Here is a 22,794-nt window from a genome sequence, read left to right as displayed (position 1 = left end):
ATTGTCCCATGGCCCCGACGGGCGTACGGCTGCACGGTCGGCCGACGACGCTCGTCCGACCCGTCAGTGCGCGACGGCGACCTTGACCGCGACGATGGCGATCGCGACCGCCGCCGTGGCGAGCGCGCCGACGAGCATCTGGATCGTCATCGGCCGGTTCTGCAGACGCTGGATCGCCACCTCCGCCAGTGCGATCCGCACGATCGGCCCGGCCCCGGCGAGGATGTAGGCCCACGTCGGCGAGAGGACGCCGAGCCAGCCGAGCACCAGGAACGCCGCGGGGAACGCACCCGACGAGGCGATCGGGAGCGCGTCGCGCAGCTCCTCGACCGCCTCACGTGTCCGCGCCGGATGGGGCCGGTCGTCGTCGGTGTCGACGATCACGCGGTGCGCGACGATCTCGGCGAACACATGCGCGAGGAACGTGGTGGCGGTGGTCCCCACCACGACGAGCACGGCGCGACCGTCCTCGATCGCGGGTGGGTCGACCACCACGACGGCCGCGAGCGCGAGGAGCGTCCCGTAGACGTAGGCGGACATGCGCGCCCGCGCCCGGGCCGGCTCGAGAGGGTCATGAGAGCGACGGACCAGCCGCCGGTAGCGGTCGGCGATGGCCGCGCGTGTGCTCATCGTCGGATGCTCGCACGATGTGGTCCCGTTCGGTGCGCACCGATGTCGGCGCGGGGTGTCAGCATGGACACCATGTGCGGACGGTATGCGGTGACGACCGACCCGGCGACGCTCGCCGCGGAACTCGACGCCGTCGACGAGGTGAGCGCCCCCGCGTCGACGGAGACCGAGAAGGACGTTCAGGAGGCCGCCGACGGTGACGCGCCGGCCGCGCGGCGCGGACCCGGCGTCAACTACAACGTCGCCCCGACCACCACGATCATGGCCGTGGTGTCCCGCCATGACCACGACGATCCCGACTCGGCGGCGCGGATGCGGGTGCGGGCGATGCGCTGGGGACTGGTGCCGCCGTGGACCAAGGACCTCGCGAAGGCGCCGCTGCTGTTCAACGCGCGAGCGGAGAGCGTGGCGGAGAAGTCGTCGTTCAGGACGTCACTCAAGGGTCGTCGGGCGCTGGTCCCGATGGACGGGTGGTACGAGTGGCGCAAGGACACCGGGCCCGACGGGAAACCGATCAAGACGCCGTTCTTCATGTCCCCGGTCGACGGGACGCGGCTGTTCATGGCCGGGCTGTGGACCACGTGGCGACCCAAGGACGCCGGTCCCGACACCCCGCCGCTGATGAGCTGCACGATCATCACCACCGACGCCGTCGGACCGCTGCGGGACATCCACGACCGGATGCCGCTGATCATGCCGTCGGAGAACTGGGACGCCTGGCTGGACCCGGATGCGCCGCCCGCCGAGACCCTGCTCGCCCCGCCGTCGGACGAGGTCGTCGCGGCGATCGATCGCCGTGAGATGGCGTCGCTGGTGAACCGCGTCGCCAACAACGGTCCGGACCTGCTGGAGCCGGTGGGGGAGAAGCCGGAACAGCAGACCCTTCTCTGACCCTGGGTGGGGTCAGGCGCAGATGTCCGCGACGACGGCGCCCGTGACCGCGACGAGGTCCGCCGGCGCGAGCTCGATCTCGAGTCCCCGACGACCGCCGCTGCAGAAGACCGTCGAGAAGGTGGAGGCCGACGCGTCGACCACCGTCGGGAGCGGGCGCCGCTGGCCGATCGGTGAGACGCCCCCGAGCACGTAACCCGTCGACCGCGTGACCGTCGCCGGCTCGGCCAGGTCGACGCGACCGACGCCGAGCGCCGCCGCGACGGCCTTCGGGGCCATGCGCCTGTGCACCGGCACGACGGCCACCGCGAGACCGTGCCGACCGGCCCCCGGCGCGGCCACCACGAGCGTCTTGAACACCCGCGCTCCCTGCACCCCCAGTGCCGTCGTCAGGTGTTCCACGGCCTCCTCGCCGAACGATCCGACCCCGGTCACGGAACGGTAACGGTGCACCGCGAAGGGGGTCCCGGCCGCGGCGAGTGCGGCCGTCGCAGGAGTGCTCACGCCCACGTCAGGCGCCTGTCGGTGCAGTTCACAGCGACCGATCGTAGTGCTGCGGAACATTCCGCCACGTGGCACTGTTGTGCGATTCGGAGACAGGGTCTCGACCGCTCGATCTCGTGGAGTTCACCTCCCCGTTATCGATTTGCGATCGTTGATCCGACCGGTCGGTCCCGACCGGCACGACGACACGAGAAGGAGGTCGAGATGACGAGCACCGTCCTCGACGACCGCATCGGTGTCCGACCCGTGTTCGTCCACCACATGCCCTCGGTAGGCTCGTCTGATGGCCGTGACCACGACAGGTCACGCGTGAGCACAGCCGAGAGGGTGAAGGTGCGCGATCCCGAAGCGACGGCAGCGGCCGAACCGGAGGCGATCGACCAGGAGGTCGAGACGCCTGCGGAGCGGGATGCACGGTTCGAGCGGGACGCCCTCCCGCTCCTGGACCAGATGTACGGCGCGGCCCTGCGCATGACCCGGAACCCGGCCGACGCCGAGGACCTGGTGCAGGAGACCTTCGTGAAGGCGTTCTCGGCCTTCCATTCCTTCAAGGCCGGCACCAACCTGAAGGCCTGGCTGTACCGCATCCTGACCAACACCTACATCAACGGGTACCGCAAGCGTCAGCGCCAGCCCGCGCAGTACCCCACCGACGAGATCACCGACTGGCAGCTCGCCGCGACCGCGGAGCACACGTCGACGGGTCTGCGCTCGGCGGAGATCGAGGCGCTCGACGCGCTTCCCGACGACGACATCAAGAACGCCCTGCAAGAACTCCCGGAAGATTTCCGGATGGCCGTCTACTACGCCGATGTGGAAGGCCTGCCCTACAAGGAGATCGCCCAGATCATGGACACTCCCATCGGAACGGTCATGTCCCGACTCCACCGTGGCCGCAAGCAACTGCGTGCGCTGCTGGCCGACGTCGCCGCGGAACGCGGCTTCGCCCGTCGATCCGGTGGCGACACCGCGGAGGTGACCCGATGACCGCTGATCACACCGACCGGACGCAGGTGCCGCAGGACCTGAGCGCGGAGGAGAACGCCGAGTTCGAGCAGCTCGACTGCTCGGCCGTCATCGCCGACGTGTGGCTGCTGCTGGACAACGAGTGCGACGACGACGTCCGCGAGCGCCTGCAGTCGCACATCGACGAGTGCTCGAGCTGCCTCGCCCATTACGGCATCGAGTCGCAGCTCAAGAGCCTCGTCAACCGCAAGTGCGGGGGCGATCGTGCGCCGGACTCGCTGCGCGATCGGCTGACGTCGGAGATCCGCAAGACCGTCATCACCCGCGCCACCGAGGGCTGACACCCGAGACAGACGACGAGGGCCGGACCTGTGATCAGGTCCGGCCCTCGTCGTGTCTGCAACGCCTCAGGCGTTGGGTCGCTTGCCGTGGTTGGCGGCGTTCTTCTTGCGACTGCGCTTCTTGCGTCCTCGCTTGCCCATGGTGACTCCCTTCGTCGCAGGCCATTCTCCCACGACCGTGTGACCCCATCCCAATCCGTCGCGATAGGTTGTCTCCGACAGTCGGCGTCGCGGCGACCCCGCGGCGTCGCCGGATCGGTGTGGAGGGTTGGCTGTGGCAGAACCAGTGGTGGCCGAGATCGTGGCGAGTGTCCTCGAGGTGCGTGTGGAGGCGGGCCAGGAGATCGTCCCCGGCGACACCATCGTCCTGTTGGAGTCGATGAAGATGGAGATCCCGGTCCTCGCCGAGGAATCGGGCACCGTCGGCGAGGTGAAGGTCGCGGTCGGCGACGTCATCCAGGCCGGCGACGTCATCGCCACCATCGACTGAGCCCGCGCCACACCGCGGGGGTCGCATGTCGACGCTGACGGATCTGCTCGCCGAGCACACCGACCTGTCCGGGTCGGTCGCGGGACATCTGCAACGCGTGGTCGCCGAGTGGCAGATCCTCGCCGACCTCTCGTTCGCCGACCTGCTGATGGTCGTCGAGACCGACGACGACGGTCTGATCTGTGTGGCGCAGTGTCGCCCGAACACGGCGCCGACGGTGTACCCCGTCGATCAGGTGGGGCTCTCGACGTCGCTGTCGGACGACCGTCTCGTGGCCGAGGCGATGTCCGGACGACGGATCGTGCGGGCACCCGAACCCGCCACCCTCGACTCCGGCCTGCGCCGGGAGAACGGTCCGTTGGCGGTGCGGCGCGAGGCCGTGCCCGTGACGTTCGAGGGCCAGGTGGTCGCCACGGTCACCCGGACCGCGGACCTCGCGCAGCAGCGACTGCCGTCGTCACTGGAGATGGCCTACCAGGACTGCGCCGACGACCTCTGTCAGATGCTCTCCGACGGCACGTTCCCGCAGAACGAGGGCAACCCCCGCGGCCTGTCCACCCCGCGGGCCGGTGACGGGTTCATCCGCGTCGACGGCGACGGCGTCGTCGCGTTCGCCAGCCCGAACGCGCTGTCGGCCGTGCACCGGATGGGATGGACCGCCGATCTGACCGGCAACCGGCTCGTGGACGTCATGGCCGAACTGCTGACCGACCGCTTCGAGGCCGAGGAGGTGGTCGGGATGATCACCGACGCCGTCGCGGGCAGGTCGGGGATGCGGACCGAGGCCGACGCGCGACGCGCGACCGTGCTGTTGCGGGCGGTGCCGCTGCACCCCGGCGGGCAGCCTGCCGGTGCCGCCGTGCTGCTGCGCGACGTCACCGAGCTCAAGCGGCGCGATCGGGCCCTGATCAGCAAGGATGCCACGATCCGGGAGATCCATCACCGGGTCAAGAACAACCTGCAGAGCGTGTCCGCGCTGCTGCGCCTGCAGGCGCGACGGACCGACAACCCGGAGGCCCGGGGCGCCCTGAACGAGGCCGTGCGCCGCGTCGCCGCGATCGCGCTGGTGCACGAGTTGTTGTCGGGATCGGTCGACGAGGCCGTCGACCTCGACGTCGTCGTCGACCAACTGGTGCCCGTGCTGGCCGACGTCGCGGCAGGGGACGGGCATGCCGTGGTGCGTCGCGCCGGGCGCCTGGGCGTGCTGGCGTCGGACCTGGCGATGCCCATGGTCATGGTCCTCACCGAGCTGATCCAGAACGCGGTGGAACACGGCTACACCGACGGCGAGGAGGGCGAGGTCGTCATCGACGCCGACCGCAACACCCGACGGCTCGTCGTCGCGGTCCGCGACGACGGCGTCGGCCTGCCCCCCGGGTTCGACCACCGGGCCGTCGAACGTCTCGGGCTGCAGATCGTGCACACCCTGGTGCGCATCGAACTCGGCGGGACCCTGGAACTGAGCAACCGCCCCGAGGGCGGTGCCCAGGCGGTCCTCACCGTCCCGCTGCGCTGACGCAGCCACCGACCGGGCCCGGACATGCGACGAGCCCGGCGGTTTCCCGCCGGGCTCGTCGTGGTTCGCGGTCTTCTCAGACGACGGTGCTGCGGCTCCGGGTGCGCGCGTTGCGACGCTTCAACGCCCGACGCTCGTCCTCGCTCATGCCGCCCCACACGCCCGCGTCCTGGCCCGACTCGAGCGCCCACGACAGGCACTCGGCGGTCACGGGGCAGCGGTTGCAGACGAGCTTCGCGTCAGCGATCTGCGCGATGGCCGGGCCGCTGGTCCCCACGGGGAAGAACAGCTCCGGATCCTCGTCACGACAGATCGCCTTGTGCCGCCAGTCCATTCCTGCTCCTTCGCATGCGCGTACGTGACGCGCGCCGATGTCATGTGTCGTTCACTCGTGCGTAGTGAATGTTTCCGCACTGTTGCTTGTGAATGCTTTCACGAATCACGATGAAGTCAATGGTGTCGCCCTTACACGTGGGCAACGTCACTGATTTCACGGGGGTGCCCCGTCGTGTCCTCGAACCGTTGTACTACGGTCGGGCCAGCTGTGCCGAGAATTTTCCGATCGGGCCGGTGATCCCTGTCACGCCATCAACGGCGTGATCCAGCGGCGACCGGCGGGGCGACCACCTCGAGGCGATCGTGGACACACCCGAACTCCGCCAGTGTGCGTTCCCCGATGTAGTCGCCGTCCATCTGCAGGTCGACCGGCTCCGACGCCTCGATACGTACCGACGTGACGTCGTCGTCGCGCACCAGATGCCCCAGACCGGGCGGGATGCCCAGCAACAGCTGCGCCGCCAGCGGCAGGATCTTGTGCACCCGCATCGACCTCGATGCGAAGAGGCCGAGCCCGGTGTCGAAAGCGGTGTCGGGGTTGGTGCACACCGGACGGTCGCCGATGTAGGTCCAGGGACTCGTGTTGCTGACGAACGCGAAGTGCACGTCCTCGACGACTCGTCGCCCCCCGTCCGGCGTCGGGGTGGAGACGGTCAGCGACGGGGATCGTCGCGATCCGCGCAGGAAGTGCGACACGGTGGTGGCGATGTAGCGCGCGTCGCTGGCGGCCTTGCCCGCGCGTCGCTGGTCCTCGATGGAGTGCACGACCTCGGCGTCGACGCCCATGCCGGCGTTGAACAGGAACCACCGGCGGTCGACGTGGCCCAGGCTGATCCGACGACGCGACCCCACCGACAGCAACGTGATGAGCTGGCCGGTCGCCTGGAGCGGGTCGGCGAGCACCCCCAGGGACCGGGCGAAGACGTTGGCGCTCCCGCCCGGGACCACGGCGAGCGCGGGGACGGGGTCCGTCTCGACCCCGGCACCGGGCGGGGCGATCAGCCCGTTGACGACCTCGTTCACGGTCCCGTCGCCACCGTGGACGATGACGACCTCGAATCCGCGGACACCTGCGGTGGCGGCGATCTCGCCGGCGTGCCCACGGTGTGTGGTCAGTTCGACGGTCAGATCGCACCGCGCGGAGAGCGTGTTGGCCAACGCGTCGCGTCCTGCGCCGGTCGTCGACGTCGCGAACGGGTTCACGATCAGGAGGGCGCGCACGATGTCCGAGCCTAGAGGGTCACCGCCCGTCGGAGTCCGGCCCGTCGTGCCGACCGCGCTCGTCGGCGATCAGGTCGGTGACGTGGTCGAGTGCGCGCGCCGTCAGATGTGCGTAGCGCTCGGGGTCGGCGACCGGCAGATCGTGGTCGGCGTCGGCCTCGATCACCCGCGCGTCCAGCAGGGCGGCGGCCTCACGTTGCAGGCGAGGCGGGCACACCCGATCGGACCGCAGCACCATCACGACCCGGGGCATCTGCGGACGCAGATGTCGGTGGTCGGTGCCTCCGACCGCGGCGAACACGCTCGCGAGTCGCGCACGTCCGGTCACCGTCATCTGTCGGGAGATCCACTCCCACCGGGCGGCCGCGTGCGGACTCCGGCGCGCCGCGACGCGCCAGTAGCGCGTGGGCAGCGACTTGGTCGCATCGTCGAGACGCAGGCGGTGGACGGCCGACACCGCCTGCAGGAACACCCGCTCGCGCAGGTCGACGCCGTACCGCATCGCCGCGGCCTGCACGACGATCCCCGCGACGCGGGAGGGGTGACGATCCGCGGTCACCATCGCGGTGATGCCGCCGAGCGAGTACCCCACGAGCACCGCCCGGGGCACGCCGAGGTGATCGAGGACGGCCACGATGTCGTCCGCGAGATCGGTGAAGTCGAAGCGCCGCACCCGGATCCCGGTGCCGTGGTTCGGCAGGTCGAACACGATGGCGGGACGCCGCGTGCCCACGACGTCGGCGAGTGCGAAGAAGTTGAGGTCGGCGGTGAGGGTGACGCCGTGCAGGAGCACGACCGGTGGAACGTCGGAATCATGCAGCCCCGGGGTGTGACGGACCGTCACCCGACCGCGCGCGCCGAGGTCCACCAGGGTCGTCTCCGTCCACGGCAGCTCCGGCTCGGCGAGCTGCGGGACCGGTCGAACCGGGGCGAGCATGGTCGTCACCGACCGCAGATCCGACACCATCGGCGCCACGCTGCGGACCGCCGTCATGGTGCGGGTCACACCTCGGACGCTGGCACACGCCGACCGCGGCGTCAACGGCCCCCGCCGCGACGACCGCGGCGGGGCGTGGCCGTCGCCCGAACTAGGCTGGTCGCGTGACGTCGACCGATCCGTCGAGCCCGGACCCGCAGGAGACCCGCCGACTCGACCCGCCGCCGACCGCGGTGCGCCGGGCCGGCGTCGTGGTCGCACTGGAAGGTGCCGTCGGGGTGGTCGCGGGCATCGTGTTCGCGATCCGCGGGCTCACCGGCGCCGAGCACTCCGGCTTCATCAACGCCTACGGCACCGCGGCCTGGTTCGTGATCCTCGGCGGCGGCGTCATCGCCGGTGGCGTCGCGCTCGTCCTGGGTCGTCGCTGGGGTCGGGCGATCGCGGTGGTCGCGCAGATCCTTCTCATCCCCGTCGCGTTCGCGCTGCTCACCGACAGTGGACGGCCCTACTTCGGTGCGCCGCTGCTCATCGTCGTGCTCGTCGTGCTGGTGCTGCTCTTCTCACCGTCGTCGGTGCGATGGCTCTCCGGTGGCGACGCCCCCGACGCCGACGCCTGACCGCGACGCCTCGGCCACTCAGCTGATTCGACGGCTCGGCCGTCCTGCATCGACGTAATCCGCGCTGCGATACCCGGTGACGCCGAGCGCACTGAGGTTCCGCGTCCGCCCGTCGAAACCCAGCACGGCGATCGACGCGGGAAGCATCGTCAGGTGCTGTCCGAGGGCGATCGGGGCCCCGACCCACCGCGCGAGCAACGATCGCGAGAAGTGGCCGTGGGTGACGACCACGACGTCGCCCTCCTCGAGCCGCGGCACCATCGCGTCGATCACGCCGTCGACACGTCGGGTCATCTCCACCGGCGACTCCCCGCCCGGGCCGCCGTCGTCGAAGACGTTCCAGCCCGGCCGATCCCGGTGGATGTCCGGACTCGTCCGGCCCTCGTACTCGCCGTAGTCCCACTCGGTCACCGCGGGATCGATCTCGTCGACCTCGAGGCCCGCGAGGTCGGCGGTCCGTCGGGCGCGCACCCTCGGCGAGCTGATGACCCGTGGCGAGGTCAGCGACAGCTCACCGATCGGCCCGACGAGCGACCGCGCCTGCTCGACACCGTGGTCGGTGAGGTCGATGTCGCTGACGCCGGTGTGGCGCCCGGTCTTCGACCATTCGGTCTCGCCGTGTCGGATCACGATCAGCCGATGCGTCGGTGCCTCCGCCGGGGTCGACTCCGTCGTGTCCGACGGCGTCCGCGGCCGTGTCGTCTCGCCCATGCGCCCATCGTGGCACCCGGCACGCCTATCCTCGACAGCGCATGGTGCACGCGGGAGCGACGCGCCTGGCCCGCTGACGTCGCAGTGCTGGAGAGGGAGCCGCCCGATGACCGTCCCGACCTACGCCGAGCGCCGATGAGCCGCACCCTCGCCGTCGCGAACCAGAAGGGCGGCGTCGCCAAGACGACGACCGTCGCCTCTGTCGGTGCCGCGTTGACCGGGATGGACCTCTCGGTGCTCGTGGTCGACCTCGACCCCCAGGGCTCGCTCACCTTCTCCCTCGGCCACGACCCCGACCAGCTCGAGGTGTCCGTGCACGAGGTGCTCCTCGGTGAGACGGAGATCGTCGACGCCCTGCTGTCCACCGAGGACGGGATGACGCTGCTGCCCGCCACCATCGACCTCGCCGGCGCCGAGGCGTTGCTGCTGATGCGTCCCGGTCGCGAGTACGCCCTCAAGCGCGCGCTGGCGCAGGTCGCACAGGACTACGACGTCATCCTCGTCGACTGCCCGCCCTCACTGGGGGTGCTGACGCTCAACGGGCTGACCGCGGCGTCGGAGGTCGTGGTCCCGCTCCAGTGCGAGACCCTCGCGCACCGCGGCGTCGGCCAGCTGCTGCGGACGGTCACCGAGGTCCAGCAGATCACCAACCCCGACCTGACGCTGCTCGGCGTCGTCCCTACCCTCTACGACTCCCGCACCACGCACAGCCGCGACGTCCTCGCCGACGTCTCCGACCGGTACGACCTGCCCGTGCTCCACCCCCCGATCCCGCGAACCGTCCGCTTCGCCGAGGCGTCCGCGTCGGGGACGAGCGTCATGACGGGTCGCAAGAACAAGGGCTCGGAGGCGTATCGCGAACTGGCGGAGAACCTCTGGGCGCACTGGGATGCGGGCAAGCCGCTGGCGGTCGTCGAGGCCGTCGTCTGAGCGGTCGCGCTCAGCTGGTCCCGCGCAGCACGTGCACGGTGCCGTCGTACTCGGCGGCGATGTCGGTGCCGATCGGCATCAGGCCCACGGTCCCGCCGGTGTAGCCCGGACGGGACACGGCGATCGTGCGACGCTGCGCCCCGGTGGCCGGGTCGACGACGGTGATCCCCGACGGGCCGGGGACGATCAGGTCGGCGCCCATCAGCACCGCCGGCCCCAGGGTGCCGGGGATCTGATAGCGCGGCGTCAGATCGGTCGGGTCCAGCACGACGGTGGCGCTGCCGGTGAAGACGGTGAGCACGGTCCCCGCCTCGGCGCTCGTCGAGCGCACGGGCACCGAGTTCGGCGGGATGTCGCCGGAACCGAGCACCTCGTGGGTGCTGCGCAGGCCGGCGTCGGTCCCGTAGACACGGATCTCCGGTCCGTTCGCCGGTGACGGCGTGGGCCCGGAGGTCGCGGTGGGGGAGCCGCCACGGTAGACGGCCACCGCCGACGAGGAGACCGCGACGACCTGCGGCACCGGGCCGGCGACGCTGTCGGTGATCAGGCGCGAGCCGAGCTGCGAGACCTTGCCGTCCTTGTCCTGTGCCGCCGAGATCACGGTGAGGCGGTAGCCGGCCTCGTCGGGGCACCGTTCGACGACGGCGATCTGGTCGGCCCCGGTGGCACTGGACAGCAGACGGCACCCCGAGCGCGGTTGGGTGTTCGGCTGCACGGATGCGGTCACCCGGCCGTACTCGACGCCGCGCACCAGTGTCGAGCCCCACGACTCGAGCCGCGTGGCGCCCTGGGCGACCACGTAGTCCGACGCGGTCTCCAGCGAGACCTGCGCGTCGGCGAGGCTGCTGCGCGTGGAGGCGCGGCGCCCGTCGTCGGATCGCAGCGCGGTGACCTCGCCGCAGCCGCGGCTGTTCCGATAGGCCGCGACGACACGGGGTGCGGACGGGAACGCGGCGATGACCCCGCACAACGACAGGTTCCGTCGGTAACTCCACAGCACCGACCCGTCGTCCGGGTCGTGCGCGACGACCGCACCGCCGTCGGCGGTGACGACGGCGGAGTCGGTGACGACCGGCATCGGGGTCACCGGCGAGGGTGCGGACCACGCGGGGACGAGCGCGGTGGGGGCCGCGGTCGCGTCGGCGACAGGCTGCAGCGGGGCTGCCGCGGAGTCGATGGACGTGTGCCGCGACGGGCTGACGTACCAGACCAGCGCGGCGACGACGATCACCACGACGACGATCACCGCGGTGACGACGAGGTCGGTGCGGGTCCGACGTTCCGGACGAAGCCGACGTCCCGATCCCGGGGGACGGGTGAGGGTCATCGCGTCGGTCCCACTCGCGTCGCTCCCACTCGGGTCGGGCTCACACGGTCACTGGTCGGAGGAGCCCGAGGGTGTCGACGACGCGTTCTCAGCCCCGGCGCCCGCGCCACGGCCACGACCGCGACGGCGCCGACGACGCGGTCGCGACGACCCGTCGCCCTCGCCCTGCTCCGTCGACGGTGCGGCGGAGTCGGTGCCCGAGGACGCCGTGGTCGTCGAGCTCGTGGTGGCGCCACCATTGCCGTTGCCGCCGCTGGTGCCGCCACTACGGGCGCCCCGTGTGCGACGACGTTCCCGATCGGCGCGCGGTGCACGCCGCTCACGCGACCCGCCGTCGGACGATCCGTCGCGCTCGCGGGCCGGTGGCGGCGCGATGCGGCCGGTGGCCGAGGTGGGGATGTCGAGGTCGGTGTGCAGGTGATCCGAGCTGGAGTACGTCTCGACGGGCTCGGGGATGTCGAGGTCGAGGGCGTCGTTGATGAGCTTCCACTTGTGCAGCTCGTCCCAGTCGACGAGCGTCACGGCGATACCGGTACGACCCGCACGCCCGGTGCGGCCGATGCGGTGCACGTACGCCTTGTCGTCCTCGGGGCACTGGTAGTTGATGACGTGGGTGACGTCGTCGATGTCGATGCCGCGGGCGGCGACGTCGGTCGCGACGATCACGTCGATGGTGCCGTCGCGGAACCGACCGAGCGCCTTCTCACGGGCGACCTGACCGAGGTCGCCGTGCACCGCGCCGACCTTGAATCCGCGCTCGGCGAGGTCGTCGGCGACCTTCTGCGCCGTCCGTTTGGTGCGGGTGAAGATCATCGTCGCGCCGCGGCCTTCGGCCTGCAGCACCCGCGCCACCAGCTCGGCCTTGTCCAGCGCGTGCGCGCGGTAGGCGTACTGCTTGGTCCGGTCGTGCACGGCGGAGTCGCCGGCGTGCTCGGCCCGGATGTGCGTCGGCCGGTTCAGGAACGTCCGCGCCAGCGTGACGATCGGGCCGGGCATGGTGGCCGAGAAGAGCATCGTCTGACGCTGGTCGGGCAGGGCGCGCATGATGCGCTCGATGTCGGGCAGGAACCCGAGGTCGAGCATCTCGTCGGCCTCGTCGAGGACGAGGATCTGCACCTTGCCGAGGATGAGGTGGCCCTGCTGGGCGAGGTCGAGCAGACGGCCCGGGGTGCCGACCACGACGTCGGCGCCGGCCTGCAGCTCGGCGATCTGCGACTCGTACGGCCGACCGCCGTAGATCGACACGATCGACAGCTTGCGCTTCGGGTTCGGCTGCGGGTCGACCTCGATGTCCTTGCCGGCGACCTGGAGGTCGCCGGTGACCTGCAGACACAGCTCGCGGGTCGGGACGATGACGAGTGCGCGCGGGGTGCCGTCGAGCGGACGCAGCGGGCCGTCGCTGCCGGGCGCGACCTGGGTGATGCGGTGCAGCAGCGGGACGCCGAACCCGAAGGTCTTGCCCATGCCGGTGCGTGCCTGACCGATGAGGTCGTCGCCGGCGAGCGCGAGGGGGAGTGTCAGCTCCTGGATGGCGAACGTGCGGGTCTTGCCGTCGGCCTCGAGGGCGGCGACGATCTCGTCGCTGACGCCCAGCTCGGCGAAGGTCGGTGCCACATGCGTTTCGGTGTCGACGATCGTCGTCTGGGGCACGTCGGGGTCGATGGGGGACTCGCCGGTGACGACGGTGGTCCCGTCGGTCGCGGTGCTCTCGTCGGTGACGGCGCTGATGTTGTCTGTACTGATGTGATTGCCTTCCGGTGTCGCGTCTGCGCGTACCCGGGGTGGTGGCGTTCTCTGGGGCGGGGGACCGCCCGCGGAATCCGATGGTTCGGGTCGTGCCTCCGGCGGTCCGGCCGGGATCGGCGGCTCGCGCGGGGCGTCGACGTACTCGGTACGCGCGCATCTTCTCGCGACGGTCGGTGTCCGCCGCGGCGACGCGGACCCGGGTCTCGTGTCGCCGGTCGCAGCGGCGACCGTCACGGCGAGTGTACGTCCCCGCAGCGTGGACGCCGCATCCGCGCGTCCGGACAGCCACGATCGATCGCTCGGGGCGGTCCGCGGGCGGGGGTCGCCTACGATCGGCGCATGGCCGCCTCGACCCCCGGAGAAGCCCCGCAGTCGTCGACCGGCGGGATGCTGCCCGGGTCGTCGGCGTCCCTCGCCCCGGAGGTCCGTCCCCGCGGGGAGATCCCGCCCCTGCCCGACGACCACCCCGGCATCACCGCGCTGTTCGGAGTCCTGCTGGCGGGGGAGATCGCCGCGTTCTACCGCCTCGTGTCCGAGGCAGAGATGGCGCCCGACCTGCGGGGTCGAGTCGCGATGGCGCAGATGGCCGGCGCCGAGATGGTGCACTTCGAGATCCTCGCCGACGAACTCGTCCGCCGAGGCTGCGACGTCGACGAGACGGTGGCGCACTACGCGCCCGTGCTCGACCGCTATCACGGCTCGACGACCCCCAACACCTGGCTCGAGTCGATGGTGAAGGCCTACATCGGGGACGGGCTGGCCGCGGACTTCTATCTCGAGGTGGCGCACACCCTGCCCCGCGACGCCGAGATCATCGTGCAGAAGGTGATGGCCGAGACGGGGCACTCGGCGTTCGCCCGCGACCAGGTCCGCGCGGCCGTCGCAGCCGACCCGGCGATGACGTCGCCGCTGCGTCTGTGGGGACGCAGGCTGCTCGGCGAGGCCATCACCCAGGCGCAGCACGTCCTGGCCTCGGAGGAGGCGCTGACCGACGTCCTGTTCAGCGAGTCCGCCGACCTCGGTCGTGTCTCGGCGTTCTTCGGCTCCATCCAGGACCGGCACGCGGCCCGGATGAACGACCTCGACCTGGGCTGACCGACCGGAGGTACGCCCACAGCGGAGTGCGCTGGGGTGGCGTCGTCGCGCTCCACTAGCCTTGGGTCGAGATCCCGACCGGGTGACGCGTGGAGGAGGACGACCGTGGCTGTGGACGTGAAGATCGGTATCTCGGACAGCTCTCGCGAGCTGCTCGTGCAGACCGATCAGACCAGCGACGACGTGCACGCCGCCGTCGAGGCCGCGCTGTCCGGCAAGGAGTCGCTTCTGCGGCTGACCGACGACAAGGGCGCCCGCTACCTGATCCCGGTCACCAAGATCGCCTACGTCGAGGTCGGTTCCGCCGAGCGTCCCCGCGTCGGCTTCGGCGCGGCCTGAGGGCTCAGCCCCCGAACGTCCCGCCCTGCAGCGGCACCCGTGACAGTCCGCCCCACAGCAACGCCACCGTGGTCTCGACCGCGTCGGCCTTGCTGATGGGGCGCCGCGCGTCGAGCCAGTAGCGCGCGTTCACCTGGCTGGCGCCGACGAGTCCCGCGGCCAGCATCCGTGAGCGGTAGGGGTCGAGTCCGGAGTCGTGCATGACGAGTCCGTAGACGGCGTCGACGCATGCCTCGGTCGCGCTCTCGACCCGCCGGATGGCGGCCGGGTCCAGCGCGTCGGACTCGAAGATCAACCGGTAGCCCTGGTGGTCCTGGTCGATGAAGTCGAAGAAGGCCTGCACCGCGGCTCGCACACGCAGACGGTTGTCGGTGGTGGTCTCCAGCGCGTTGCGGACCTGGGACACCATCGCCTCGGCGTGCTCCTCGAGCACCGCGAGGTACAGGTCGAGCTTTCCCGGGAAGTGCTGGTAGAGAACGGGTTTGCTGACCCCGGCGTGGATGGCGATCTCGTCCATCCCGGCCGAGTGGTATCCGCGTTCGACGAAGATCTCGCTGGCCGCGTCGAGGAGTTGAACACGACGCGCGCTCCGCGGCATGCGGACGTTGCGGCGTGCGGTCTCGTCGGCCCTCCCGACGGAGTCACGCTGGGGGGCTCCGGGCATGCGACGACACTACTCGGCGGCCGAACCGGGTGAGAGGCATGCTGGAGCCGTGTCGACATCCCGGGCAGAGCCGACGTCCCTGCGTGACCGCCTCGCACCGCTCGACCGCACCAGCCCGCCGTGGCCCGGTGGTCGCGTCGAGCTCGACGGACGGGGTGTGTTCCTGCGCCGCGTGCCCCGACCGGCCGCCGAGGACCTCCCCGTGGGTCGCGCCCTCTACGTCCACGGTCTCGGGGGGTCGTCGCTGAACTGGACCGACCTCGGTGAGGTCCTCGCGCCGGTGCTCGACGGGTACGCGATGGACCTGCCCGGGTTCGGCTTCTCCGATCCACCCGCCGACGGCGACTACTCGCTGACGACGATGGTCGCGTCGGTGATCGCCGTCCTCGAGCACCTCGGCGGCGCCCACCTGGTGGGCAACTCCCTCGGCGGGGCGATCGTCGCGCGGGTCGCCGCGGCCCGTCCGGACCTCGTCACCACCCTCACCCTCATCTCGCCGGCGTTCCCCGACCTGCGGCCGCGTGTGCGTCGCCTCAGCTTCGTGCCGCTGACGCTCGCGTCGGTGCCCCGGGTCGGTCCGGCGGTCTTCGGCTACCTCGGCCGATCGCACCCCGAACGGCAGGTGGCGCAGACCCTGCGCGAGATCATGGTCGACCCGTCCCGACTCGGGCCGGTGCGCACCGCGCAGGCCGTCGAGCACGCGGTGGCCCGCGCGGCGCTGCCCTGGGCGCCGGTCGCCCTCTCGCGGACACTCACCGCGCTGGTCGCCAGTTGGGTGTGGATGTCGGGCCGTGCGCACTGGCGCGTCGCGCAGGCGATCGGCTCGCCGACGCTCGTCGTCTGGGGTGGTCGCGACAAGCTCGTCAGCTCCGCGATCGCCCCGCGACTGATCCGGGCGATCCCGGACTCGCGGCTCGTCATGTTCGGCGCCGTCGGGCACGTGTGTCAGATGGAGATCCCGGTCGAGACGGCCCGCGAGATCGCCCGACACGTCGAGGTCGCGGAGGCGTCGCGGACGTCCTGACGTCGCCCGACCGCCCGGCGAGCGTCCCGGGCGCGTCTGTCGCGGTGTGAGATGGTGACGACGTGAGCTCCGGCGGCGGTGGACATCCCCGCACCCCGACGGCGCCCGGGCCGCGTGGTCCGTCGGCGCCCGGTGGCCGGTACCCCGGGCCCGGACCGGGTCCGCATCCCGGCGGTCCCCCGTCCGGGGACCTCCCGTCGGGCATGCGCCCCCATCCGTCGGGTCCCGTGCCGACGGGGTCGCGGCAGGGGCCCGATCGTCGCCCGCTGCCTCCGCCGCCGGCGCTGCCGCCCGGCGCGCAGGTCCCCCCGCGCGCGGACCGTCCTCGGGACGACCAGCCGCTGCGCGCGCACTGGGATCCGATCGACCTCGGCACCCGAGGCCGTCGCGGACCGCGACCGCCACGCAAGACGCAGAGTGCGATCGGACGGTTCGTCTCGACGTACGGGTGGCGCGCCTACGCCATCCCCGTGCTCCTCGTCCTGACCGTCGTCCTGTTGGTCGTGACCATCGCCGACGGCGGCTCGTCGTCGTCGGCTCCGCCGGCCACGACACCGTCGGAGGCGCGCAACCCGGCGGTGAACACCGAGACCACGGCCATCGGCGCCCCGCGCGGATCGATCGCGGAGTCGAGCCTGCCCGCCGGTCAGCTCCCCGACGGGGGCGCGTTCACGACGATGGGCGCGAAGACGTGGCGAACGGTGCCGGGCACCACGGGCGTCGTCGGGAACCCTCGGGCGAGCCGGACGTACACCTACTCGATCCAGGTCGAGAACGGACTGAACCCGGCGGACTACGGCAGCGACAGCAGCTTCGGCAAGCTCGTCGACGCGACGCTGGCCAACCCACGCAGTTGGATCGGCGGGGGAGCGGTGGCCTTCCGCCGTGTCGACACCGGCACCCCCGACTTCCGGGTGGCGTTGACCTCCACCGGAACCACGCGCGAGTTGTGCGGCTACCAGATCAAGCTCGAGTCGAGCTGTTACTACCCGCCCGACGGCCGCGTCACGGTGAACGAGGCGCGGTGGGTCCGCGGCGCCGTGTCCTACCAGGGTGACGACCTGCTCTACCGGCAGTACCTGATCAACCACGAGGTCGGGCACGCCATCGGCTACGAACAGCACGAACCGTGCGGCGCCCAGGGCGCGCTGGCGCCGATCATGATGCAGCAGACCTTCGGGGTCTCGAACAGTCAGATCATGGCGCTCGACCCCGACATGCGCGCCGACCGTGACCTCACCTGCCGCGCCAACCCCTGGCCGTTCCCACAGGCCTAGCCTGGACCGGTGACATCGCTGCCGCCGCTCGTGGATCCCGCGCCACCGCTGGGACGCGAGGAGATCGCCCGGTACAGCCGCCATCTCGTCCTGCCCGACATCGGACCGGACGGTCAACGTCGTCTGACGGCGGCACGCGTCCTCGTGATCGGCGCGGGCGGTCTCGGCTCCCCGGTGCTGCTGTACCTCGCGGCCGCGGGTGTGGGAACCCTCGGCATCGTCGAGTTCGACGTCGTGGAGGAGTCGAACCTGCAGCGTCAGATCATCCACGGCCAGTCCGACATCGGACGGTCGAAGGCGGCCAGCGCCCGGGACGCGATCGCCGAGACCAACCCCCACGTGGCGGTCGAGCTGCACGAGCACGCACTCGACAACGACACCGCTGTCGCACTCTTCGAGCGCTACGACCTCGTCGTCGACGGCACGGACAACTTCGCCACCCGCTACCTCGTCAACGACGCGGCCGTGCTCGCCGGGGTGCCGTACGTCTGGGGATCGATCTACCGCTTCGAGGGTCAGGTGTCGGTCTTCTGGGACGCCGCCCCGGACGACCGCGGGCTCACCTACCGCGACCTCTACCCGCAGGCCCCGCCCGCCGGGTCGGTGCCGTCCTGCGCCGAGGGCGGTGTGCTCGGGATGCTCTGCGGGACCGTGGGGTCGATCATGGCGACCGAGGTGGTCAAGCTCGTCACCGGTACCGGCGACCCGCTGCTCGGGCGGGTGCTGCTCTACGACGCGCTGCGGATGCGCTTCCAGACCGTCGACGTCCGCAGGGACCCGGACAGCCCGCGGATCACCGCGCTCGACGACTACGACGCGTTCTGCGGGACCGCCGCGCACTCGGAGCCGACCGCCCTCCCCGACGTCGTGTCACCCACCGATCTGCGCGCCGATCTCGACGCGCCCGCCCCACCCGTCCTCATCGACGTGCGGGAACCCGTCGAATGGGACATCGCCCACATCGCCGGCGCCACGCTGATCCCCGTGGGCGACATCGAGTCCGGTGCCGCGCTGCACCGCATACCCCGGGACCGTCCGGCCGTCCTCTACTGCAAGACCGGCGTCCGATCGGCCCGCGCGCTCGCGGCGTTGCGCCGCGCCGGTGTCACCGACGTCCGGCACCTCGACGGCGGCATCGTCGCGTGGACCCGTCAGGTCGACCCGTCGCTGCCGGTCTACTGAGGTGAGTGCCGCCTCGGCCGACGCCGATCCGACCGCGGAGGGCTCGGCCGGGGTGGTGCTCGCCTCCGCGCAGGGGCGGTGGGTCGTGGCCGCTGCCGTCCTCGGCACGGCGATCGTCATGCTCGACTCGACGGTGGTCAACGTCGCGCTCCCGCGGATCGCCGCCGACCTCGACGCCGGTCTCGCGTCGCTGCAGTGGACGGTCACCGCCTACATGACCACGCTGTCGGCGCTGGTGCTGCTCGGCGGTTCGCTCGGCGACCGGTTCGGGCGTCGCCGGGTGTTCATCGTGGGCATCGTCCTGTTCGCCTTCGCGTCGCTGGCGTGCGGACTCGCCCCGGGGATCGAGGTGTTGGTCGCCGCCCGCGCGGTGCAGGGCGTCGGGGGAGCACTGCTGACACCGGGATCGCTGGCGATGATCCAGTCGTCGCTGCGGCCCGCGGACCGCGCCCGCGCGATCGGGCTGTGGTCGGGGCTGGGCGGTGTCGCCTCGGCGGTGGGTCCGTTCGTCGGCGGTGCGCTCGCCGACGGTCCCGGGTGGCGCTGGGTGTTCCTGGTCAACATCCCGGTCGCGGTCGCGTGCATCGTCGTCGCGGTGCGCCACGTGCCGGAGACGCGGGACACTCAGCAGCACCACGGATTCGACGTGCTCGGCGCCGGTGCGGCGATCGTCGCCCTCGCCGCCACGACGGTCGCGCTGATCCGCGCCGCCGACGGTGGGTCGACCGTGGAGATCGTCGCCGAGGCGGTCGTCGGGGTGGCGGCGGGAGCGGTGTTCGTCGTCGTCGAACGGCGCGTACCCGAACCGATGGTGCCCCCGCGCCTGTTCCGTTCCCGCACCTTCACCGTCGTCAACGTCATGACGTTCGCCGTGTACGCCGCGATCGGCGGGCAGTTGTTCCTGACGGCCCTGCAGCTGCAGGTGGTCGCCGGCTACCCGGCGATCTGGGCGGGCGCGGCGCTGCTTCCGGTCACCGTCCTCATGCTGGTGCTCTCGGCGCGATCGGCCGCGCTCGCCGCCCGGATCGGGCCCCGCGTGCCGTTGACCGTCGGGGCGGTGGCACTCGCCGGGGGGTTGCTGCTGTTCCTGCGGATCGGGCCGCACACCGACTACGTCACCGACGTCCTGCCGGGCGCGCTGCTCATGGGCATCGGTCTGGTGACTCTGGTCGCGCCGCTGACCGCCACGGTCCTCGCGGCGGTCGACGACGCGCACTCCGGCCTCGCCAGCGGGGTGAACAACGCCGTCGCCCGGGCGGCGGGGCTCATCGCCGTCGCCGCGATCCCCCTGATCGCCGGCACCTCGGCGGCGACCGGTCTGGACGCCTCGTTCGACATCACGTTCCGTCGAGCCGTCCCGGTGTTCGCCGCGGTGGCCCTGCTCGGTGCGGTGATCGCCGGGGTGGGGTTGCGCGGGCGCGGTCCGGCCACCGCGCGTGTGGTCGCGACGTCCGCGGACACCGCCGGGCGCCTCCCCGGCAACGACACCCCGGATCGGTAACGTGACCTCTCGTGAACGCACCGGAACCACCCGCGCACGTCGTCGCGACGTTCGGGCTGTCCGGGACGGAGCCGATCGCGCTCACCCGCGAGTGGGAGGGCGGCTGGCGCATCGGTGAGGTGGTGCTGTCCCTCGTCCCGGATCACGCCCGCGCGGCATGGTCGGCGACGGTCCGCGAGGACCTCTTCGTCGACGGTCTGCGCGTGGCGCGCCCGCTCCGGGGCACCGACGGGCGCTACGTGGTGTCCGGCTGGCGGGCGGACACCTACATCGCCGGCTCGCCCGAGCCCCGCCACGACGAGGTCGTCTCGGTGGCGAACCGTCTGCACCAGGTGACGTCGGCGATCGAGCGTCCGAGATTCCTGCTGCAGGCACCCGCGCCGCCCTACACCGATGTGGACGTCTTCACCGCGGCCGATCGGGCCGCGTGGGAGGACGTCCCGTTGCGGTCCGCGCGCGCAGCGGGTTTCGGCGAACCGACGTCTCCCGACGGCGCCCGCAGCATCGAGATGCTCAAGACGCTGGCGACCCTGCGGACACCGGTGTCCTCACCGCCGCAGCTGGTCCACGGCGACCTGTTCGGCACCGTGCTCTTCGCCGGTGCGGCGGCACCCGGGATCACCGACTTCGTCCCGTACTGGCGACCGGCGGCGTGGGCGTCGGCGGTCGTCGTCGTCGACGCCCTGGCGTGGGGCGGTGCCGACGAGGATCTCGTCACCCGCTGGTCCGACCTGCCCGAGTGGCCGCAGATGATGTTGCGCGCGCTGCTGTTCCGTCTCGCCGTGCACGCCCTGCACCCGCGGTCGTCGGCCGGCGCGCTGGCCGGCCTGTCGCGCGTGGTCGACATCGTCCGTCTGATGGTCTGAGGACGTGGGGCGCCGCTACTCGCACATCGCGTTCGGGCCGCACGCGCTCGGACGACAGGACCGTGTCGGCAGTGCGGTCGCCTACGGGGCCGATCTCGACACCCCCGACGACGGGCCTCAGGAGATCACCGACCGCGAGGTCCGTCTGCTCACGTCGGTGTTCCAGTTCCACCTCGCCTCGATCACACCGCAGGGGTGGCCGTACATCCAGTACCGCAGCGGCCCACCGGGTTTCCTGCATCATCTCGGGGGCAACCGCTTCGGGTTCCCCGACTTCCCCGGCAACCAGCAGTTCGTCTCGGTGGGCAACATCGACTCCGACGACCGTGTCGCCGTGTTCGTCGCCGACTTCCCGCGCCGCACCCGCATCAAGGTGTTCGCCCGCGCCCGGGTGGTCGACGCCGCCGACGACCCCGACCTCGCGACCACGCTGGGCCACATCGCCGGTCGGCCCGTCGCCGCGCGTGTGGAGCGGTGTGTGACACTGGATGTCGAGGCGTTCGACTGGAACTGCTCACGCAGCATGGTGCCCCAGTACACCGCGGAGATGGTGGCCGAGCGGACCGCGCCCTACGCCGCGCGCATCACCGAACTGCAGGACGAGAACGACCGCCTGCGTGCCGAACTCGCCGCGGTGCGCGGCGAGTCCGACCGCTGATCAGCTGCCGAAGCAGAACGGCGTGCACGGCCCGTCGTAGACGATGGTGACGCGGGCACCCTCGCCCGACTTGGCGACCTGTGTCGTCGCGGAGAACGGCAGCGGCGAACCGCCACCACCGCCGGCGCCCCTGTAGCCACCGCTGCCGCCGAAGAACCCGCCACCGCCGCCACCGCCACCGGTCGCCGACGCGGCACCGCCGACACCGAGCCGACCGGGTTGCGAGTCTCCTGCGGGGCTGCCGCCGTTGTCCGGGCCGCCGGCACCGCCACCGAGGCGCAGGCCGTTGCTGTCGCCGGGCCGTCCGCCGTCGCCGCCGCGGGTCGCCGCCGACCCGCCGGCACCGGGGGCCGCGACGAGCCGCGAGGCCAACGACTGCGGCGACATCGCATCCCCACCGACCGTGCGGACGTCGCTCGCGCCGCCGCCACCGTTCGGGTATCCCGCGCCGCCGCCGTTGTAGCCGCCGGCGCCGATCCGGCTGCCGGGCGCGTTGTGCTGGCCGTTGCCGCCGACGTAGACGAACAGGCGTTGCCCGCCGAACACCGGTGCGTAGGCGAAGGTCTTGCCGGGCTTGGTGGACGCGAAGCCCGATCCGCCGGTGTCGGCGCCGCCGGCACCGACCGCCTCCACCAGCACCCGTCGCAATCCCTGCGGCACGGTGAACACCTGCGGCGCACCGGTGTAGGTGAAGGTGCAGCGGATGTCGCTCTGGAACAGCGCCTGCGTGCAGTTGCGCGGCAGGGGCGCGGCCGACGCGGCCGGAGCCGTGACGATGGTGGCGGTGACCGCCGCGAGCAGGGCGGCGACGGTCGACAACCGCCTACGGCGTGGCATCGGATGGTCCTCCTCGAAGAGCCCCCGACGCGGGTGTACCGGCGTCGGAGGGGACTGCGTGTCGCCGCTGACTCTACGAGGTGCACCCCCGGCCCGGACTCGATTGCCCGACGCGCGTCTCACAGGCGCCTCGGACCAGGGGTGAGAACACCGTGACGCCGGGGTCATCGCGGGACGCATCACGGCAA

27 protein-coding genes are annotated in these 22,794 nt (G+C 71.6%); 16 read left to right on the top strand and 11 right to left on the bottom strand.

Translation table 11 applies throughout. The features are described from left to right. Positions 1-63: 63 nt before the first annotated feature. A complete protein-coding gene (locus tag ACXVUM_RS01945; protein ID WP_458520196.1) occupies positions 64-630 on the bottom strand; it encodes a hypothetical protein in 567 nt (188 codons plus the stop codon). Between the two features lie 72 nt (positions 631-702). Here ACXVUM_RS01945 and ACXVUM_RS01940 point away from each other — a divergent pair, with 72 nt between their 5' ends. Continuing rightward, entirely contained in the window at positions 703-1,521 is an 819-nt protein-coding gene (locus ACXVUM_RS01940) for an SOS response-associated peptidase (protein ID WP_458522758.1), read from the top strand. 12 nt (positions 1,522-1,533) lie between these two features. On the opposite strand, the gene ACXVUM_RS01935 is transcribed toward ACXVUM_RS01940, so the two are convergent. Further along, a complete protein-coding gene (locus ACXVUM_RS01935) occupies positions 1,534-2,025 on the bottom strand; it encodes an aminoacyl-tRNA deacylase (RefSeq protein WP_458520195.1) in 492 nt (163 codons plus the stop codon). A 204-nt stretch (positions 2,026-2,229) separates the two neighbouring features. Here ACXVUM_RS01935 and ACXVUM_RS01930 point away from each other — a divergent pair, with 204 nt between their 5' ends. Both ACXVUM_RS01930 and rsrA read left to right on the top strand, forming a co-directional pair. After that, a complete protein-coding gene (locus ACXVUM_RS01930; RefSeq protein WP_458520194.1) occupies positions 2,230-3,012 on the top strand; it encodes a sigma-70 family RNA polymerase sigma factor in 783 nt (260 codons plus the stop codon). Further along, positions 3,009-3,332, top strand: a complete 324-nt coding sequence (rsrA, locus tag ACXVUM_RS01925; protein WP_458520193.1) for a mycothiol system anti-sigma-R factor — start codon at positions 3,009-3,011, stop codon at positions 3,330-3,332. Before ACXVUM_RS01930 ends, rsrA begins: the two co-directional genes overlap by 4 nt. Positions 3,333-3,398: 66 nt before the next feature. Here rsrA and ACXVUM_RS01920 read toward each other — a convergent pair whose 3' ends face one another. Continuing rightward, positions 3,399-3,473, bottom strand: a complete 75-nt coding sequence (locus ACXVUM_RS01920) for a 50S ribosomal protein bL37 (protein ID WP_371865352.1) — start codon at positions 3,471-3,473, stop codon at positions 3,399-3,401. 133 nt (positions 3,474-3,606) lie between these two features. Here ACXVUM_RS01920 and ACXVUM_RS01915 point away from each other — a divergent pair, with 133 nt between their 5' ends. Then, a complete protein-coding gene (locus ACXVUM_RS01915) occupies positions 3,607-3,822 on the top strand; it encodes a biotin/lipoyl-binding carrier protein (RefSeq protein ID WP_458520192.1) in 216 nt (71 codons plus the stop codon). A gap of 25 nt (positions 3,823-3,847) precedes the next feature. Beyond that, complete coding sequence (locus ACXVUM_RS01910; RefSeq protein ID WP_458520191.1) at positions 3,848-5,338, top strand: sensor histidine kinase; 1,491 nt, start codon at positions 3,848-3,850, stop codon at positions 5,336-5,338. A gap of 76 nt (positions 5,339-5,414) precedes the next feature. On the opposite strand, the gene ACXVUM_RS01905 is transcribed toward ACXVUM_RS01910, so the two are convergent. From ACXVUM_RS01905 to ACXVUM_RS01895, 3 genes are all read right to left on the bottom strand, one after another. Next, positions 5,415-5,672 (bottom strand): WhiB family transcriptional regulator, encoded by a 258-nt coding sequence (locus ACXVUM_RS01905; protein WP_458520190.1) that lies wholly within the window; start codon positions 5,670-5,672, stop codon positions 5,415-5,417. Between the two features lie 254 nt (positions 5,673-5,926). Beyond that, positions 5,927-6,895: a diacylglycerol/lipid kinase family protein gene (locus tag ACXVUM_RS01900; protein ID WP_458520189.1), complete on the bottom strand. Its 969-nt coding sequence runs from the start codon at positions 6,893-6,895 to the stop codon at positions 5,927-5,929. Between the two features lie 19 nt (positions 6,896-6,914). Beyond that, positions 6,915-7,901 (bottom strand): alpha/beta fold hydrolase, encoded by a 987-nt coding sequence (locus ACXVUM_RS01895; RefSeq protein ID WP_458520188.1) that lies wholly within the window; start codon positions 7,899-7,901, stop codon positions 6,915-6,917. Between the two features lie 95 nt (positions 7,902-7,996). Between ACXVUM_RS01895 and ACXVUM_RS01890 the strand changes: the two genes are divergently transcribed. Next, positions 7,997-8,449 carry a hypothetical protein gene (locus ACXVUM_RS01890; protein ID WP_458520187.1) on the top strand — a complete coding sequence of 151 codons (453 nt, stop codon included), beginning with the start codon at positions 7,997-7,999 and terminating at the stop codon, positions 8,447-8,449. 18 nt (positions 8,450-8,467) lie between these two features. Here the strand turns inward: ACXVUM_RS01890 and ACXVUM_RS01885 are convergent, their stop codons facing one another. After that, positions 8,468-9,160 (bottom strand): acid phosphatase, encoded by a 693-nt coding sequence (locus tag ACXVUM_RS01885; protein ID WP_458520186.1) that lies wholly within the window; start codon positions 9,158-9,160, stop codon positions 8,468-8,470. 135 nt (positions 9,161-9,295) lie between these two features. Between ACXVUM_RS01885 and ACXVUM_RS01880 the strand changes: the two genes are divergently transcribed. Further along, the gene (locus ACXVUM_RS01880; protein ID WP_458520185.1) at positions 9,296-10,090 is read left to right on the top strand and encodes a ParA family protein; all 795 of its coding nucleotides are present in this window, start codon (positions 9,296-9,298) and stop codon (positions 10,088-10,090) included. A gap of 10 nt (positions 10,091-10,100) precedes the next feature. Here ACXVUM_RS01880 and ACXVUM_RS01875 read toward each other — a convergent pair whose 3' ends face one another. Both ACXVUM_RS01875 and ACXVUM_RS01870 read right to left on the bottom strand, forming a co-directional pair. Beyond that, on the bottom strand, positions 10,101-11,417 hold the full coding sequence (locus ACXVUM_RS01875) for an Rv3212 family protein (protein WP_458520184.1): 1,317 nt from the start codon (positions 11,415-11,417) through the stop codon (positions 10,101-10,103). Positions 11,418-11,465: 48 nt separating this feature from the next. Then, positions 11,466-13,079, bottom strand: coding sequence for a DEAD/DEAH box helicase (locus ACXVUM_RS01870; protein WP_458522757.1), 1,614 nt, complete (start codon positions 13,077-13,079; stop codon positions 11,466-11,468). Between ACXVUM_RS01870 and ACXVUM_RS01865 the strand changes: the two genes are divergently transcribed. From ACXVUM_RS01865 to ACXVUM_RS01855, 3 genes are all read left to right on the top strand, one after another. Further along, the gene (locus tag ACXVUM_RS01865; protein ID WP_458522901.1) at positions 13,042-13,164 is read left to right on the top strand and encodes a hypothetical protein; all 123 of its coding nucleotides are present in this window, start codon (positions 13,042-13,044) and stop codon (positions 13,162-13,164) included. The genes ACXVUM_RS01870 and ACXVUM_RS01865 overlap by 38 nt on opposite strands. A 338-nt stretch (positions 13,165-13,502) precedes the next feature. Beyond that, positions 13,503-14,258, top strand: coding sequence for a ferritin-like fold-containing protein (locus tag ACXVUM_RS01860; protein ID WP_458520183.1), 756 nt, complete (start codon positions 13,503-13,505; stop codon positions 14,256-14,258). Between the two features lie 105 nt (positions 14,259-14,363). Continuing rightward, complete coding sequence (locus ACXVUM_RS01855) at positions 14,364-14,597, top strand: DUF3107 domain-containing protein (RefSeq protein WP_458520182.1); 234 nt, start codon at positions 14,364-14,366, stop codon at positions 14,595-14,597. 4 nt (positions 14,598-14,601) lie between these two features. Here ACXVUM_RS01855 and ACXVUM_RS01850 read toward each other — a convergent pair whose 3' ends face one another. Continuing rightward, positions 14,602-15,195, bottom strand: coding sequence for a TetR/AcrR family transcriptional regulator (locus tag ACXVUM_RS01850; RefSeq protein ID WP_458522756.1), 594 nt, complete (start codon positions 15,193-15,195; stop codon positions 14,602-14,604). A gap of 115 nt (positions 15,196-15,310) precedes the next feature. On the opposite strand from ACXVUM_RS01850, the gene ACXVUM_RS01845 reads away from it, so the two are divergent. The 6 genes from ACXVUM_RS01845 to ACXVUM_RS01820 all read left to right on the top strand — a co-directional run bounded on the left by ACXVUM_RS01845 (position 15,311) and on the right by ACXVUM_RS01820 (position 21,769). Next, the gene (locus ACXVUM_RS01845; protein WP_458520181.1) at positions 15,311-16,285 is read left to right on the top strand and encodes an alpha/beta fold hydrolase; all 975 of its coding nucleotides are present in this window, start codon (positions 15,311-15,313) and stop codon (positions 16,283-16,285) included. 284 nt (positions 16,286-16,569) lie between these two features. Next, positions 16,570-17,562: a DUF3152 domain-containing protein gene (locus tag ACXVUM_RS01840; protein ID WP_458522755.1), complete on the top strand. Its 993-nt coding sequence runs from the start codon at positions 16,570-16,572 to the stop codon at positions 17,560-17,562. 9 nt (positions 17,563-17,571) lie between these two features. Then, on the top strand, positions 17,572-18,744 hold the full coding sequence (gene moeB, locus ACXVUM_RS01835; RefSeq protein ID WP_458520180.1) for a molybdopterin-synthase adenylyltransferase MoeB: 1,173 nt from the start codon (positions 17,572-17,574) through the stop codon (positions 18,742-18,744). Between the two features lies 1 nt (position 18,745). Next, positions 18,746-20,245, top strand: a complete 1,500-nt coding sequence (locus ACXVUM_RS01830; protein WP_458520179.1) for an MFS transporter — start codon at positions 18,746-18,748, stop codon at positions 20,243-20,245. Between the two features lie 11 nt (positions 20,246-20,256). Continuing rightward, the gene (locus ACXVUM_RS01825) at positions 20,257-21,111 is read left to right on the top strand and encodes a TIGR02569 family protein (protein ID WP_458520178.1); all 855 of its coding nucleotides are present in this window, start codon (positions 20,257-20,259) and stop codon (positions 21,109-21,111) included. Positions 21,112-21,115: 4 nt separating this feature from the next. Continuing rightward, positions 21,116-21,769 (top strand): pyridoxamine 5'-phosphate oxidase family protein, encoded by a 654-nt coding sequence (locus ACXVUM_RS01820; RefSeq protein ID WP_458520177.1) that lies wholly within the window; start codon positions 21,116-21,118, stop codon positions 21,767-21,769. Here ACXVUM_RS01820 and ACXVUM_RS01815 read toward each other — a convergent pair whose 3' ends face one another. Continuing rightward, the gene (locus ACXVUM_RS01815) at positions 21,770-22,606 is read right to left on the bottom strand and encodes a glycine-rich protein (RefSeq protein WP_458520176.1); all 837 of its coding nucleotides are present in this window, start codon (positions 22,604-22,606) and stop codon (positions 21,770-21,772) included. Positions 22,607-22,794 lie beyond the last annotated feature (188 nt).

Source organism: Williamsia sp. SKLECPSW1 (genome assembly GCF_054332755.1).
Note: the sequence above shows the minus strand (reverse complement) of the source record. Positions and strands in the feature narration are given on the sequence as shown.

Excerpts from the sequence above, each read along its gene's own strand:
- ACXVUM_RS01905 (WP_458520190.1), bottom strand. The coding sequence starts at position 5,672 with ATGGACTGGCGGCACAAGGCGATCTGTCGTGACGAGGATCCGGAGCTG.
- ACXVUM_RS01860 (WP_458520183.1), top strand. The coding sequence starts at position 13,503 with ATGGCCGCCTCGACCCCCGGAGAAGCCCCGCAGTCGTCGACCGGCGGG.
- ACXVUM_RS01945 (WP_458520196.1), bottom strand. The coding sequence starts at position 630 with ATGAGCACACGCGCGGCCATCGCCGACCGCTACCGGCGGCTGGTCCGT.
- ACXVUM_RS01850 (WP_458522756.1), bottom strand. The coding sequence starts at position 15,195 with ATGCCGCGGAGCGCGCGTCGTGTTCAACTCCTCGACGCGGCCAGCGAG.
- ACXVUM_RS01815 (WP_458520176.1), bottom strand. The coding sequence starts at position 22,606 with ATGCCACGCCGTAGGCGGTTGTCGACCGTCGCCGCCCTGCTCGCGGCG.
- ACXVUM_RS01930 (WP_458520194.1), top strand. The coding sequence starts at position 2,230 with ATGACGAGCACCGTCCTCGACGACCGCATCGGTGTCCGACCCGTGTTC.
- ACXVUM_RS01940 (WP_458522758.1), top strand. The coding sequence starts at position 703 with ATGTGCGGACGGTATGCGGTGACGACCGACCCGGCGACGCTCGCCGCG.
- ACXVUM_RS01875 (WP_458520184.1), bottom strand. The coding sequence starts at position 11,417 with ATGACCCTCACCCGTCCCCCGGGATCGGGACGTCGGCTTCGTCCGGAA.
- ACXVUM_RS01880 (WP_458520185.1), top strand. The coding sequence starts at position 9,296 with ATGAGCCGCACCCTCGCCGTCGCGAACCAGAAGGGCGGCGTCGCCAAG.
- ACXVUM_RS01885 (WP_458520186.1), bottom strand. The coding sequence starts at position 9,160 with ATGGGCGAGACGACACGGCCGCGGACGCCGTCGGACACGACGGAGTCG.
- ACXVUM_RS01910 (WP_458520191.1), top strand. The coding sequence starts at position 3,848 with ATGTCGACGCTGACGGATCTGCTCGCCGAGCACACCGACCTGTCCGGG.
- rsrA (WP_458520193.1), top strand. The coding sequence starts at position 3,009 with ATGACCGCTGATCACACCGACCGGACGCAGGTGCCGCAGGACCTGAGC.